The organism is Halalkalibaculum sp. DA3122 (genome assembly GCF_043951865.1).
GTDB lineage: Bacteria > Bacteroidota > Rhodothermia > Balneolales > Balneolaceae > JAMQKA01.
The window spans coordinates 1-13,062 of the sequence record NZ_JBINJF010000008.1 but is presented as its reverse complement, the minus strand read 5'-3'; the positions used below and the strand labels follow the sequence as shown (position 1 = coordinate 13,062).

Here is a 13,062-nt window from a genome sequence, read left to right as displayed (position 1 = left end):
AGATCCGTAATTAATAGTGAAATCCCAGCCAGTTCCAGTGGTAAAGCTGCCAGAGGTTGGCGGTAAAAACGATGCTGATAATCGCCAGGCAGAGCCGGCTCCAGAAGCCGCTGAGCGAATTTTCCCACGCCCGGAAAGTCAGGTACCAGAGTGTGATCGTCAGCATGACCGATATCAGCGGGAAGATCAGCCAAAAGGTGATGGCCGAAGACAGCCCGTACACGATACTTTCCGGTCCGGTCAGCGAGGTGCCCAAGCCGATATAAAAAACGAGCAGGAGCAGGCTGTTGAGCCATGCGATAATCTTGATATACAGTGGCAGCGGCGAGGTGGTTATCAGCGTGGGCCGGTAGGGGCGGCGTACCAGGTAGGCGGCGGGCCAGTACAGCAGAGTCAGCAACAGGGTGGCGAACGTGATGCCTAACAGGGTGAAATGGAGGGTACGCGAAGAGATGAACGGGATTTTTTCAAAGGCAATAAACGGCATGTCATTAAAAAACAGGTGCGTGATCTCCCCGTCACTGTTCTGTCGAAAAATCAGCGGGTGTCGATTTTCGGTATTCCGGAACTGGAGGCTCTCGGTGGGAATCCATTCCTGTGTTTGGCCGTCCCGCGTCACGTTCAGGGTGCGGTCGCCGGTTACTTGAACCGTTACGGGATTCATCAGCGAAATGATTTTGGTCAGCCGTTCGTGGGAGTACCGGTTGGAGCGGTACTCCCCGGCAAACTGCTGCAGGTAGGGTTGATCAGTAGACATCGTATCTGGGGGCGACGCCTGGTCGGGGAAGTAGCGGTCAACAAACGCCTCCAGGACATGCTGGGTTGCCTGTGCCCCACCGGCACTGTTAAACGAGATAAAAAAGCCGATATCGTAATCGGGAAACAGGGCCAGCAGGGAGTGGAACCAAAATGTGCTGCCCCTGTGTCCAAAAATGGAGACGCCATTTTGGCTCATGTCGATAAAGCCGTAGCGCATCGGATTGAGCTGATCGTGGTGGCTGAAGGCCTGGCTCTGCATAAGCCGGGCGGTTGTGGAATCGAGCAGTGTATTTCCCTGGTAGCTGCCCAAGTTCAAATGAGCCTGTATAAAGGGGATCATGTCGGCGGCGGTGGAGCTGGCAGTACCAACAGGGCCCAGCGGAACAAACTCGAACGGCTGTTCAGTGAGGATCCCCTCTTCGACCGCATATCCCCGGGAGAGCCGGGGCTGTAGAGGCTCGGGGACAGGTTGCCTGAAGGTCGTGGCGTCCATCTCCAGCGGATGAAGGACAAGCTGTTCTATATAGTCGGGGAACCGGAGTCCGCTTACCTGCTCTACGATATGGGTGGCGATTGCGGTACCATGGTTGGAATAGGAGGCGATCTGGCCCGGTGGATGCACCCGGGCGGGCAGCTCTTCGATCAGTATTTCTTCGAGCGGTCGCAGCCGACCGGTATCAAGTGCAAAAAGCCCGATAATCCGGTCTTCAAAACCGGCGGTATGAGTCATCAGGTGTTTAAGGGTGATCGGCTCAGGATAGGTGTCGGGAATAGTGAACGCTTCCAGGTACCGGTTAACATCGGTGTTGAGGTCCAGCTGCCCTTCTTCAACGAGCTGCATAACGGCGGTCCAGACAAAAAGCTTGGAGATAGATCCAACCCGGAAAAGCGTCTGGTTCGGGTCGACCGGTACCTGATTGCGCCGGTCTGCATATCCATAGCCTTTGAGCATCAGTGGCTGCCCGTTTTGGATAACAGCGAGGGTCGCACCGGCAATCTGTTGTTCCTCCATATACGATTGAATAGTACCATCCAAAAACGCGTGCAGGTCAACGCTGTCAACGGGGACAGGCTGACCAAAAGAGGGTCCCGAAGTTGAGTAAATAAAAAGGAGAAAGAGTATGCACAACTTTTTCATGAGATCAGCAAACTTAAAAGTAGAACATGGACATTTCAGCAGTAAAGGGAACTGTACAACCGCTGTTTTTCAATAGCAACTATATTTTTTGCCAGGACTGCACCGATCCCGGCTTTAGAGAATTCCCCGGTCATAAAATATTATAGAAGGCTTTGCAAAACTCCCAACTCCTTGTTCTGAGAGATTTGTACGCCCGTTAAAAGATCAAAACGGTCGGACTTCCCAACAAAATAGCAGGTTCTGCAAAGGTTTCCCATAAACAGTAAAAGCAGAATAGGGCCTGCGGCAATGATCCGCAATCGAAATTTTTATCCGATAGCAGTGATTTGATATCGGTTACTATAAAAAAAGTTCCGTGTAATGAGAGAGGATTCGGGCTTACTGAATGCGCAACAGAGAATCCCTTGGCCCGGCCTGTCAACTCCCGGCAAGCGGAACTCAACTTTCTGCCAACGACAATGGGGTGCGATAAATCCGGTTCAAGTTGTGTGGGCGGAAATGAACTCAAAAGTTACCGTTAGAGATTGGTTATTAGTTTATTCAAGAAGGGTCTGCAAAATCCTCAATTCATCGATCGGAGGGAGTTGTACTCCCGTTTAAAGACCATAAGGTCGTTGGTACAACTACCTCCCAACAAAATAACAGGTTCTGCAAAGGTCTCTTCAAATAACTAATAAACCAGTCCACACATAACTAACCTGTGCCTGCGGTGGCTGGAGCGGGGCCGCATTCCCTGTTCATTTTTTTGAACGGCCCAACAATGAACCCAAAAATCCGGAGGAGTCCAGCTGATTTTGGCAGCATGCCGGGAAAGCAAGAACTCGGCTCCGTGGTCTAACCCAGGCACATAACGGGATCTGGATTGCCAATTGTTTTCCGAGGAGGCTCAGGTTTTTTATCCCATTTTCACGGCAATCGTCGGACGACAAAGCCAGGCGTCCGACGAGTAATTCAGAGAGCCTATGTTAAATCAGTTGTTGAATACCGTTATCTCGGCTTTGTTTGTGTTGATCACTTCAAGTCCTTCGAAATCTGCTTTCAGGCTCAGGGGGCGTGGGAAGGAGATCACGTAGGCATCCTCGTGGATCGGCTTCAGCACCTCCTGAACATCGCTGGCGTGGCTGAACTCTTTAAATAACCCGATCATGACCTCATAGAATTCTTTGCGGTGGATGATGAAGATCTTCTCCTCGGCTTGTTCTATCACCCCGTTTAGTTGCTGGAGCGTATGTTCCCGCATATCCCGGGCGATATCCAGGTTTTGGGTGGCAAAAATCTGCACATAATGTCCCCTGGGCAGTGATTCGGTGAGCCCTGTCGCGGTATCCACTTCTACGCCATTTATTATTTTGTCCTGAAGCTCAGAGAAAGCCATTTTCAGGTTGCTTAACCGTTCATTTAAACGGCTGATATGATTTTTCAGGGAGTCGATTTCAGCTTCTTTTTCATTTTTCAGCTCAGTCAAAAGCTTCTCGTTGTCGGTATCCCGTTTTTCTACCTGCTCTACCCGTTGTTCCAGGTTGGAGATGAGATTGGACTGTGTCATAAAGCGATCGTATTCACTGGGACTGATATCCACCGGCACATCCCGCCAGGAGGCAAGTTTGGCATCTTTTTTGCCAAAGTTGATCCGAACTCCGAACGTGAGGGTATTGATCAGGTCCGTTCCAAAGCCCTCGTCATCATTGTCAATAGAGTTGGAACCGATATGGTATTCATACTGGCTGAACAGGTCCACCGTATTCGTCAGTCGATAGGCGACGCCCGCCCCCGCATTATAGCTCGCGTTGTGCAGGTCATACGCGGCATCGGGGCCATCGTAATTGACAACATCATAACCGATACCGGCGGTGAGAAAAGGGTTGACCCGGTTAGAGATCCTGTTCACGAATAAAAGCTGATTGAGATTGACAAAGTTTTTCAGCGTAAACAGGTTCACCGAGCTGGTAAACGGGATGGCTCTCCCTTTTACCTGCGTGTGCCGGTAACCGAGTTCCAGCGACCACGCGGGAGTCAGCGCATATTGCACTCCCAGCCCGAATGCCGGGGTGTCTTTGGTGTTGACGCTGAAGTTGCTTGACATGAAGTAATTGCCCTGGTTCATGTCTCCAAGACTGGCTCCACCACTCACTGAAAGACTCAGTCTCCGGTATTCGTTATTGGAGTAGTGCTGGGAAAAAGCTACCGTAGAGGCGATCAGCAATATGGAAATGCTGAGTATACTTTTTTTAATAATCGATGAAGAAATCATAATACTCTCTCTTTGTTTGTTGCTATGCCTTATTTTACTGCTCTCGTATTGAATCAGTTGGCCGGACATACTCTCTCTATAATATTATGTCCTGATCCTTCCGTGCATTGCGTGTAGTTAAAGTTTACACAGATTTTCAACGAGCTCATATTTGAATTTTCTAATTTTTTTACCCGCTCTCCAGGCTTTTAAGCAGTGTAAATCAGGTCTCGATTATGCCAGCAGGCGGTGTGCCCGGCAAGGGCACAAACCTGTCTTTGCAAATGCGGCGCTATTCGCCTGAGCTAATCCCAAAATCAAACTTGTACTGACCTTCGTGCCGGGATCTTTTCTAAACCCGGTTGAACTCGGTAAATGGTGCAAAAGTGATGTTTCTTGATGAATACCAGGGCCTTTTGCGATATATAAACGTGGGCATAATGCGTAATTGGGAAGCGGCTCGCGCAGTATTCAGTTCCACATACACATTGCGATCTATAATTTGTATGTTTAGGCTTGAAATAATGGTTTCTGTATCCTGCAGACCCTGTTTTGGGAGTGAGAAATAATATCAAAATTTGGTTTGATATTATTTTTTCTAATCCCGTATATTTGGAATCTATTTTAAAGCCGATGAGTCGGTAGCTCAGATGGTAGAGCAACGGCCTTTTAAGCCGTGGGTCGAGGGTTCGATCCCCTCCCGACTCACCAAGCATTAACTCTCTCTTAAGCCCCTGTAGGTGGATAACCGCAGGGGCTTTTTTCTGGAACAACATGTGTGGAATGCAAAGCCGGTCTATTATCGTTGTTCTATTACATATTTTGTATGCATACTACTTTTTAGAGTCGAACACTATTTATGGCAGATAAAGAACAAGATCAGTCTTCAAACGAGCAACCATCCTCCCAAAATGCTCCCCAGTTCAGCACGCCGGGTGGTAAGCAGCGCATTATTTTTTGGCTTATCATCGCAGCACTCTTCGGATTTTGGGTCTTAAGTTCTAGCGATACCGGAATTTTTGGTGGTCCGCCGAGTATTGATTACAGCACTTTTCGGGCACAGGTAGAGTCGGGCAATGTCGATCAGGTTGTGATGAAGGGCGACCGCATCCAGGGCGAGCTCAAACAGCAAACCGCGCTCAAGTCTTCGGAAAACGACACCACCCGCTATTCGGAATTTACGACTTATATCCCCTCTGTGGGAGACGATCGGCTGCTGGGCATGCTGGAGGAGAACGATGTCAAAGTTACGGCTGTCCCCCAAAGCGATTTCAACTGGTGGACCATTCTCCTCTGGGGTATTCCGCTGATGTTCCTCTTTTTTATAGGGATGCAGTTTTTCCGGCAGATGCGCGCCCAGGGGCAACCGTTTATGAACATCGGGAAAAGCAAAGCCAAGCTGCAGGATGCCAAAAAAGTGGATACCACATTTGACGATGTGGCCGGACTGGAAAGCCCCAAAACAGAGTTGAAAGAGATCGTGGGATTTTTAAAAGATCCGGAGCAGTTTGACTCGCTGGGAGGAGAAGTCCCCAAAGGAGTGCTGCTGGTGGGGCCTCCCGGTACCGGTAAAACGTTGCTGGCCCGGGCGGTGGCGGGTGAAGCCGGCGTGCCGTTCTTTACGATTACCGGGTCCGACTTTATGGAGATGTTTGTCGGGGTTGGCGCCAAGCGGGTGCGGGATATGTTTGGCAAAGCCAAGGAGAAAGCCCCCAGCATCATCTTTATTGACGAGCTCGACTCCATCGGGCGCAAGCGAGGGGCCGGCCTCGGTGGTGGACATGACGAACGCGAGCAGACGCTCAACCAGATGCTGGCGGAGCTTGACGGGTTTGAACCCAACGAGGGCGTAATCGTGATGGCGGCTACGAACCGACCTGATATTTTGGATAAAGCGCTGCTCAGGCCGGGGCGCTTCGACCGGCAGATTACCGTAAACCTGCCAACCCAGGAACATCGCGAGGAGATCCTGAAAATTCATGCCAAGAATAAAAAGATGAGCGATGATATTGACCTGGCGGAGATCGCTCGTTCGACCCCGGGATTCAGTGGAGCGGATCTCCGGAACCTGCTGAACGAGGCCGCACTGATTGCCGCCCGAAAGAAGAGCAAGCACGTAGAGCAGGAAGATATCGACCAGGCCCGCGACAAGGTGATGATGGGCCTCAAGCGCGACGGCATCAAGTTGTCGGATGAGGAGAAATCGCTGCTGGCTTACCACGAGGCGGGCCATGCCGTCGTGGCCGCAGCAATGCCCAACGCTGACCCGATCCACAAAGTAACCGTCATCCCGCGTGGCAAAGCGATGGGCGTGACCATGCAGCTGCCGGAAAGGGAAAAACTGCTCTACCAGAAAAAGTATATGCTGGACCGCATGGCGGTGATGATGGGAGGACGGGCAGCAGAAAGCCTGATCTTTGACACCTCGACAAGCGGAGCTGAAAACGATCTGAAAGAGATCACCAAGCTCGCTCGCAAGATGGTGCTCGATTGGGGCATGAGCGACAAGTTCGGCCACATGGCGTTTGGCGGCCAGCGGGAACAGGTGTTCCTTGGGGAGCAGATGGGCAGCCAGCGCGAGTACAGCGACAGTACCGCCCGCGAAATCGATGAAGAGGTGAGGCGGATCCTGGAAGATTCATACAAAAAGGCGGAAAACGCCCTCAAGGAACACCGGGATATACTGGACAAGGTAGCCCAGGAGCTGCTCGAAAAAGAGGAAATTCCCGGCAAATGGGTTGAGGACCTGGTAAAAGCGAAGTCAAATAACCAGAAGGTCAGCGACGAAGAGGAGTAATCCCGCATATGAAAACGTACAAAATTATATTTGACAGCGGAGTAATAGAGCGGGTTGAAGTGGGGTCGATAGAGTATAATGACCACATCGGCCGGATAGAGATTAACGACGAAAACGGGGACGAGATGGAACAGTTCTACCTGGATTTTGAACAGATTGCGGCGATTATTCCGCAGGACTGACAGTGATTCCCTGTCACTGGAAATGGCTCAATTGGGTGTGATAAAGCCGCCGTTTACGGGAACCCCGGTGCGCTTTATTTGTAACTTGTCTATAGGATTTTAGACCACAAAATAGTAGTATGCAAGTGATCTGTTCATAATTACTGAACCCAACGAGGGAGCGTTATGCTGAAAGAGTTCAAAGAGTTTGCCGTAAAAGGAAATGTGGTGGACATGGCGGTCGGTATTATTATCGGGGCGGCGTTTACCGGTGTCGTCCAGTCGCTGGTAAAAGATGTGATGATGCCTCCACTGGGGCTGCTGCTTGGAGGAGTCGATTTTTCTAATTTTTTTATTGTCCTGAAGGAGGGAACGGCCCCCGCCCCTTATGCGACGATCACTGCGGCGCAGGAGGCCGGCGCGGTTACACTGAATTACGGCGTTTTTATTAACACTATTTTAGGCTTTTTGATCGTCGCCTTCGCGGTGTTTGTGCTTATCCGGTATATCAACAAGCTTAAACGTCCGCAGGAAACGCCGGAACCGGTGGTCCCCAGCCTGAAAAAATGCCCGTTCTGTATTTCCGATATTCCCGTCGAGGCTACACGCTGCCCCCATTGTACCTCGGAAGTGGATTAGCAACCCACGGTATATTGTAAAAGGCAGATATGGTACGCCGCCATTTGAGTGATGGATGAAACGCCCTGTGCGGGCGCGGAGCAGTATGTCTTTATGATCCTTTTTTAGAAGGGAATGCTTTGCTTTTGGAAGCTCCCTTGTGGTTCCACGTCGAATTTAGTAGCTATCAAGTGAATGGTAATAAAACGGTACGGTGATGAGAAAAATAATATCCACAGTGTTGCTGGTCGGCGGACTCCTGCTGCTTTATTTTGGTTATGATGAATATCATTCTTTCCGTTCGGAAGTCGACCAGTTGCTGGGCGGTGGTGGCTCCGACAAAGCGATCTGGATGCTGGTAGGCGGAACGGCCGCTTCAATCGGGGGCTTGGTCGGACTGCTGCGTGGAGAGCGGTCGATTTGAGATGGAGCATCATAATCAGTCCGCAATTAACTAAACTGCGCTCCCCTGCACTTGTCTCGGTCGGCTCACAAGTCCAAGGCCGGAAAGGGATGGGGAATGATGAATGTAGAATCAGGAATAATGAATTTCGAAGGGGTGCCGGGATGGAGAACACGGATCTTTCCCCCTTGTGGCGGTTTTTATTTGACTTTTTGGACAGCCTCGCAGTGCCCCCCATTTTTATGTAGAATCAGCTTTTCTTGGCCTTGAATGCGGCGGCTGCAGCGGGATGTCCCATTCATCGCCTTTTGGTTGCTTTTGAATCAAGCGAAAAGGAACACTACTATTGTGAAGAGGCCTTGTAGGCAATAACGACCCCGGGTAACGCCTATCCCAGGAACAGGTTCAGCAAAAAGACCATCGCCATGCCTGTGATGCCGGCCACGGCGGAGCCCGCGGTCTGCAGTCGGTATGCCTGTGCTACATCCATCCCCGAAAACTGGCTGACCACCCAAAAGTAGCTGTCATTGGCATGAGAAACGGTCATCGCCCCCGCCCCGATCGCCAGGGTGACCAGCACCGGTCCCAGTCCCTCTGCCAGTCCGGCCCCGGGCAGCAGCGGCAGCATGATGGAGGCGCTGGTGATGATAGCCACGGTCGACGATCCCTGGGCCGACTTGAGCGCTGCCGCAATAAGGAACGGCAGGAAGATGCCGATATTCCAGTTGGCAAGCAGCTCCCCGAGGAACGTACCGATCTCTGTAGCCCGCAACACGCTGCCAAACGCCCCGCCCGCTCCCGTAATAAGGATGATCGTGCCGGCATTTTTTAGCCCGTCTCCCACCCAGTCGCCATACACTTTTGCATCGCGGTGGGTTGGATGAATCGTCCGGAAGGCCAGGAACACCCCGATGATCAGCGCCGTGTTGGGATCGCCCAGGAAGTTAATCGCTTCGGCGCCCCATCCCGCTCCGAACGGGTTCGAGGGCAGGGAGGCCACCGAGCCCAGGGCGATGAGCGCCATCGGCACAAGAATCGGCAGAAGGGCCGTAGTCGAACTCGGCTTTGGTCCGGCCCCCGCTGACGGTTTCACCGCTTGTTTGCCGCCAGCGGCATCAACAGTGCCGGCCGCATCCGGGTCGATATAGATCCGGTTCCCGATCCACCTGGCAAAAAGATAGGTGACCACAATCACGGGAATTGTTACCGCAATTCCCAGCAAAATGACGGACCCGATATCAGCCTCCAGGGTGCCCGCGGCGGCAATCGGTCCGGGTGTGGGCGGTACAAACACATGTGTGGCGTACAATCCCATGCTGAGGGCAACCGCAAAGGTGGCCAGCGATTGTTTGGTCTCGGAAGCCAGTGAGCGGTTGAGCGGAGAGAGAATAACAAAGCCAGAATCGCAAAATACCGGGATAGAGACGATCGCCCCCGTAATACTCATGGCCAGGGCCGAGCGCGCTTTGCCGATACCGCGAATCACCAGGTCGGCGATCACCTGCGTACTTCCGCTCTTCTCCAGCAGCGACCCGATAATCGTTCCGGCGGCAATCACAATACCGATCGAACCCAGCGTGCCGCCAAATCCCCCGGTGATGGCCGATACCGTTTCCGACCCCGGCAAGCCGGAAAAAAGTCCCACCCCAAAAGCAGCCAGCAGCAGCGCCAGGAAAGGATGCAGCTTCCAACGGGCGGTTCCCAGTACGATAAAAATTACGGCGACGATCAGTAACCCCAACAACAGGTATCCGTGCATCAACAACCTTTCTTTTTGTTAATATCCCGCTTCAAGTATAAGAATCTCATGGAAAAGGACAACTCGGGAAATGGGGATTCGTAATAAGAATGGTGATTAGTCCCTCCCACGCGTATTCGCCGGGTGGATAATCTGCTGGAGCCGTTTTCGCTGTCTATATGCCGTCGGGAAAAAATCACCCGGGCAAAAGAGTTGCCTATTCCCTGTGTAAAACTTCAATCGCTTTTTGCATGTTCTTCTCTTCAAAATAGCGGATCAGGGAGAGCACCCGGGGCAGCAGGAATCCCGGGGGATAGGCTACCAGGTTGCCGAGGCTGGAGATCTGATCATCCACGCGGCGGATGAGCTGGTCCCGTTCCTCCACTTCGGCCTGTGCCAGGTTTCGGGCAAATTTCCAGGCGAAGTCCCGCGCTTTTGCTATACTGAAATTCACTACCGCCTCGTCGTTCCGCTTGCCGATCCAGTCGAGCAGAAACATGAGGGGAGAGACCCGGCTTATCCGCTGCTGCATCTCATCCACCAGTTCGGCCAGCAGCGTGTTGACCTTCATGAAATCACTTTCCAGGGCGTAGATCTCATCGCCCGGTGCCACTTCGGAGGCGGCGATTCCCAGGTCCAGGTTGATATGTGCGTTCATCCCCAGCAGCAGGTGCTGCATAATAATCGCATCCCGGTTTTCTGCGGCCTCAAAAGCGACCTCCCACGAAAAGGAGACCGGTTCGCCATCCCTGTGCCGCCAGAATGCATCGATATACAGGCGGGCAAACGCAACGTCAAAATGCTCCATTCGGGTGGAGTTCTCGAATCGATTTTCTTCGATCCCCCTGGCAATTTTGGCTGTCGTACGGCGATAGACACAGGCAAAAATACCCAGTGGACTGTTATCGTCGAGTGTGGTATCAATGATATTGTCCAGCTCCGTAAGAACCTCTTCGATGGTGGTGATGTCGGTGTGGGGCATGAAAGGCCTCTTTTTTTCGTGTTTATGACCTATGATCGCAACAGGCTGGTGTGTAATTGACTAACTGGTGTAACTAGATATTTGTGCCCTGTGAATCTGCTTTAAAAACGTACAGCTTATTGGGGTGCAAATCTAGTGGTATGTCAACCCAGGATCCTGGATTTTGGCCTTACTCTGGCAGAACGCGGATAAAACCGATCATGCCGATCTGCACGGATTAACCTAATTACTCTGGGGAATCTCTAAAGATGATAAAAAAGTTCCAACAAGAAACATGAAGCTAATTTTCATAAAAGTGGTGTTCCTTTTGGCTTGATCCAAAAGGAATTAAAATAAAAAAATATTAACACTGTAAACAGTTGTTAGCCATATATTTATGGATTTTTCAATTTGAAAAAAATTGAAAGGACAACATAATGACAAGTTTAAAATCTAGTAATTATTCCGATTTAGCACACCATTTCACCACAGTTTAATATTCTAATGTTGTGATTCCTTTCCAGTTTTGTGCGGTGACTTAATTAAAAGAATAGAACTCTTATCACATATATTGAAATTAGAATTAATGATAGTAGAAATAAGCCAGATTGGATTCCATACCATTTATCAGGTAGTTTGTAGAACTTATTTTCAAGAGATAATATTTCTTTTTCAACCTGTTCAATATGTTCATCTTTTTTGAGCAATTTAAACACTTTTTTCTTTCCTCTTTTAAGCTCAATCAGTTTCCGATATTGTTTATTAATGAATGAACGATATTTGAGATAAAATCCTATTAATGTTGAACCTGCAAGTAGGAATAAAGGGGTGATTGAAAAAGTAGAAACTATATTTATCTCATTTAATTTGAGTTGAAACAACATTGCTACATGAAACCCAAGAAGAGCTAAGCATAAATTGGTTAACGAATTGGGTAGTTGATGAATCTCTATGTATAGATTTTCAATTATTTCTGAAATTTTATCAAACTTTCTTTCAGCCTCTTTAATCTTATTAGACTCATCTTTTTGGTCTTGCATTTATTGTCTACCTCTGATTAATAAATATTAGAGTGTGCTTTACCTATCTAAAAAAATTGAAGTTCTAAGAAAAGAAATTTCTATACTGTTTATCTTGTATTTTAACTGCGAAGGGCTAAAATGAGCTGAAGTTATGAAACCTACCCTGTTTATTTTCTCAGAATGTTCTTAAAAAGGTATTGGCTGTTTACCATTGATCCATCAATTGGGTTTGATATATTTGATTGAATTCAAAGTAAAAAATCTTCATGAAATATTATTATCCACTCAAGAGTAGCACAATACAAATTGTTAAAATATCATCAATTTTAATAACTGGAATATTGGTTTTACTGTCTTTCTTATATCTATTTACATATTATTCTTTTTTTGAAGTAAATATATTTAGCTATATATCAATTAATACGATTATATCATATTCAATCGAAAGTATTGGATTTGTAATACTGACATGTATTTCTGGATATGCGGTTATCTTGCTATACGATTATGTACTTGCTAATATATTTAAATTTTTTTCTCAAATTGTCTATAAGTATTCGTTACAAGAGCATAAGCTCAAATTAGTACTTTTAGGAATACCTTTTTTAGCAGTAGTAGGTTTAATCTGGTATTTATTTAATTTTTATTCGGTTGATTTAATTTTTCAGGATGAGAAATTAAATATACTTGTTAAAGAAGCCTTTGCCATATTCCTATTTATGGGAGTTTATTTATTTGCTTCTAACTCAGAGAGAGTTACTCTAAATCCCTCTCAATTCTCTTTTAAAAAAATCTGCATATCTCTTGTTTTAATAACATCAATTCTTACTATTTCAAAAGCTTTACTTGATGTCATTTATTTCTATGATAATTCTGAATATAGGTATGTTTTACCATCTGATTTGAAAGGTGATTATCCAGATGAAAAATTGAAACTAATTGGTAAAGCTGATGATCATTATTTTCTAAAACATCCAGAAAAAAAACCTGTAATTGTTAAGAAATATGAAGACTTTAAACGGCTTCATATATACACGTTCAAAGATACTACAGATGCTAAATAGTCTATCTTATTTTTTAATATGGCTATTTCGGTCATATAGTGCCACTCATTTCGGACCATATAGTGCCACTTTCCATCAGCGATATTAGCGGTTAACGGTCATTGGGTCAAGCGTTGTTTTTTGCGAAGCGATTCGCCTTTGAGTTCCAACCGATGAGAAGAGTACACCACC

Annotated in this window: 10 protein-coding genes and 1 tRNA gene; 6 read left to right on the top strand and 5 right to left on the bottom strand. The window is 48.2% G+C overall.

Annotated elements, in window-relative coordinates:
• Window positions 1-10 precede the first annotated feature (10 nt).
• Both ACG2F4_RS07350 and ACG2F4_RS07345 read right to left on the bottom strand, forming a co-directional pair.
• Window positions 11-1,897, bottom strand: a complete 1,887-nt coding sequence (locus ACG2F4_RS07350; RefSeq protein WP_395259573.1) for a serine hydrolase domain-containing protein — start codon at window positions 1,895-1,897, stop codon at window positions 11-13.
• A gap of 970 nt (window positions 1,898-2,867) precedes the next feature.
• Entirely contained in the window at window positions 2,868-4,148 is a 1,281-nt protein-coding gene (locus ACG2F4_RS07345) for an outer membrane beta-barrel protein (RefSeq protein ID WP_395259572.1), read from the bottom strand.
• 614 nt (window positions 4,149-4,762) lie between these two features.
• Here ACG2F4_RS07345 and ACG2F4_RS07340 point away from each other — a divergent pair.
• The 5 genes from ACG2F4_RS07340 (at window position 4,763) to ACG2F4_RS07320 (ending at window position 8,127) form a co-directional block, all read left to right on the top strand.
• A tRNA-Lys gene (locus ACG2F4_RS07340) sits at window positions 4,763-4,838 on the top strand.
• A 148-nt stretch (window positions 4,839-4,986) separates the two neighbouring features.
• Window positions 4,987-6,924, top strand: coding sequence for an ATP-dependent zinc metalloprotease FtsH (gene ftsH, locus ACG2F4_RS07335; RefSeq protein WP_395259571.1), 1,938 nt, complete (start codon window positions 4,987-4,989; stop codon window positions 6,922-6,924).
• 8 nt (window positions 6,925-6,932) lie between these two features.
• Window positions 6,933-7,106, top strand: a complete 174-nt coding sequence (locus tag ACG2F4_RS07330; RefSeq protein ID WP_395259570.1) for a hypothetical protein — start codon at window positions 6,933-6,935, stop codon at window positions 7,104-7,106.
• A 165-nt stretch (window positions 7,107-7,271) separates the two neighbouring features.
• Window positions 7,272-7,724, top strand: coding sequence for a large-conductance mechanosensitive channel protein MscL (mscL, locus tag ACG2F4_RS07325; RefSeq protein WP_395259569.1), 453 nt, complete (start codon window positions 7,272-7,274; stop codon window positions 7,722-7,724).
• Window positions 7,725-7,920: 196 nt separating this feature from the next.
• Window positions 7,921-8,127 (top strand): DUF3185 family protein, encoded by a 207-nt coding sequence (locus tag ACG2F4_RS07320; protein ID WP_395259568.1) that lies wholly within the window; start codon window positions 7,921-7,923, stop codon window positions 8,125-8,127.
• A 367-nt stretch (window positions 8,128-8,494) separates the two neighbouring features.
• On the opposite strand, the gene ACG2F4_RS07315 is transcribed toward ACG2F4_RS07320, so the two are convergent.
• From ACG2F4_RS07315 to ACG2F4_RS07305, 3 genes are all read right to left on the bottom strand, one after another.
• Window positions 8,495-9,865 carry a GntP family permease gene (locus ACG2F4_RS07315; protein ID WP_395259695.1) on the bottom strand — a complete coding sequence of 457 codons (1,371 nt, stop codon included), beginning with the start codon at window positions 9,863-9,865 and terminating at the stop codon, window positions 8,495-8,497.
• Window positions 9,866-10,061: 196 nt separating this feature from the next.
• On the bottom strand, window positions 10,062-10,826 hold the full coding sequence (locus ACG2F4_RS07310; RefSeq protein ID WP_395259567.1) for a DUF5995 family protein: 765 nt from the start codon (window positions 10,824-10,826) through the stop codon (window positions 10,062-10,064).
• Window positions 10,827-11,347: 521 nt separating this feature from the next.
• Complete coding sequence (locus ACG2F4_RS07305; RefSeq protein ID WP_395259566.1) at window positions 11,348-11,845, bottom strand: hypothetical protein; 498 nt, start codon at window positions 11,843-11,845, stop codon at window positions 11,348-11,350.
• A gap of 248 nt (window positions 11,846-12,093) precedes the next feature.
• Between ACG2F4_RS07305 and ACG2F4_RS07300 the strand changes: the two genes are divergently transcribed.
• Complete coding sequence (locus tag ACG2F4_RS07300; protein ID WP_395259565.1) at window positions 12,094-12,891, top strand: hypothetical protein; 798 nt, start codon at window positions 12,094-12,096, stop codon at window positions 12,889-12,891.
• The last annotated feature ends 171 nt before the right edge of the window (window positions 12,892-13,062 follow it).

Coding starts and splice junctions, on each gene's coding strand:
- ACG2F4_RS07350 (WP_395259573.1), bottom strand. CDS start 1,897: ATGAAAAAGTTGTGCATACTCTTTCTCCTTTTTATTTACTCAACTTCG.
- ACG2F4_RS07345 (WP_395259572.1), bottom strand. CDS start 4,148: ATGATTTCTTCATCGATTATTAAAAAAAGTATACTCAGCATTTCCATA.
- ftsH (WP_395259571.1), top strand. CDS start 4,987: ATGGCAGATAAAGAACAAGATCAGTCTTCAAACGAGCAACCATCCTCC.
- ACG2F4_RS07330 (WP_395259570.1), top strand. CDS start 6,933: ATGAAAACGTACAAAATTATATTTGACAGCGGAGTAATAGAGCGGGTT.
- mscL (WP_395259569.1), top strand. CDS start 7,272: ATGCTGAAAGAGTTCAAAGAGTTTGCCGTAAAAGGAAATGTGGTGGAC.
- ACG2F4_RS07320 (WP_395259568.1), top strand. CDS start 7,921: ATGAGAAAAATAATATCCACAGTGTTGCTGGTCGGCGGACTCCTGCTG.
- ACG2F4_RS07315 (WP_395259695.1), bottom strand. CDS start 9,865: ATGCACGGATACCTGTTGTTGGGGTTACTGATCGTCGCCGTAATTTTT.
- ACG2F4_RS07310 (WP_395259567.1), bottom strand. CDS start 10,826: ATGCCCCACACCGACATCACCACCATCGAAGAGGTTCTTACGGAGCTG.
- ACG2F4_RS07305 (WP_395259566.1), bottom strand. CDS start 11,845: ATGCAAGACCAAAAAGATGAGTCTAATAAGATTAAAGAGGCTGAAAGA.
- ACG2F4_RS07300 (WP_395259565.1), top strand. CDS start 12,094: ATGAAATATTATTATCCACTCAAGAGTAGCACAATACAAATTGTTAAA.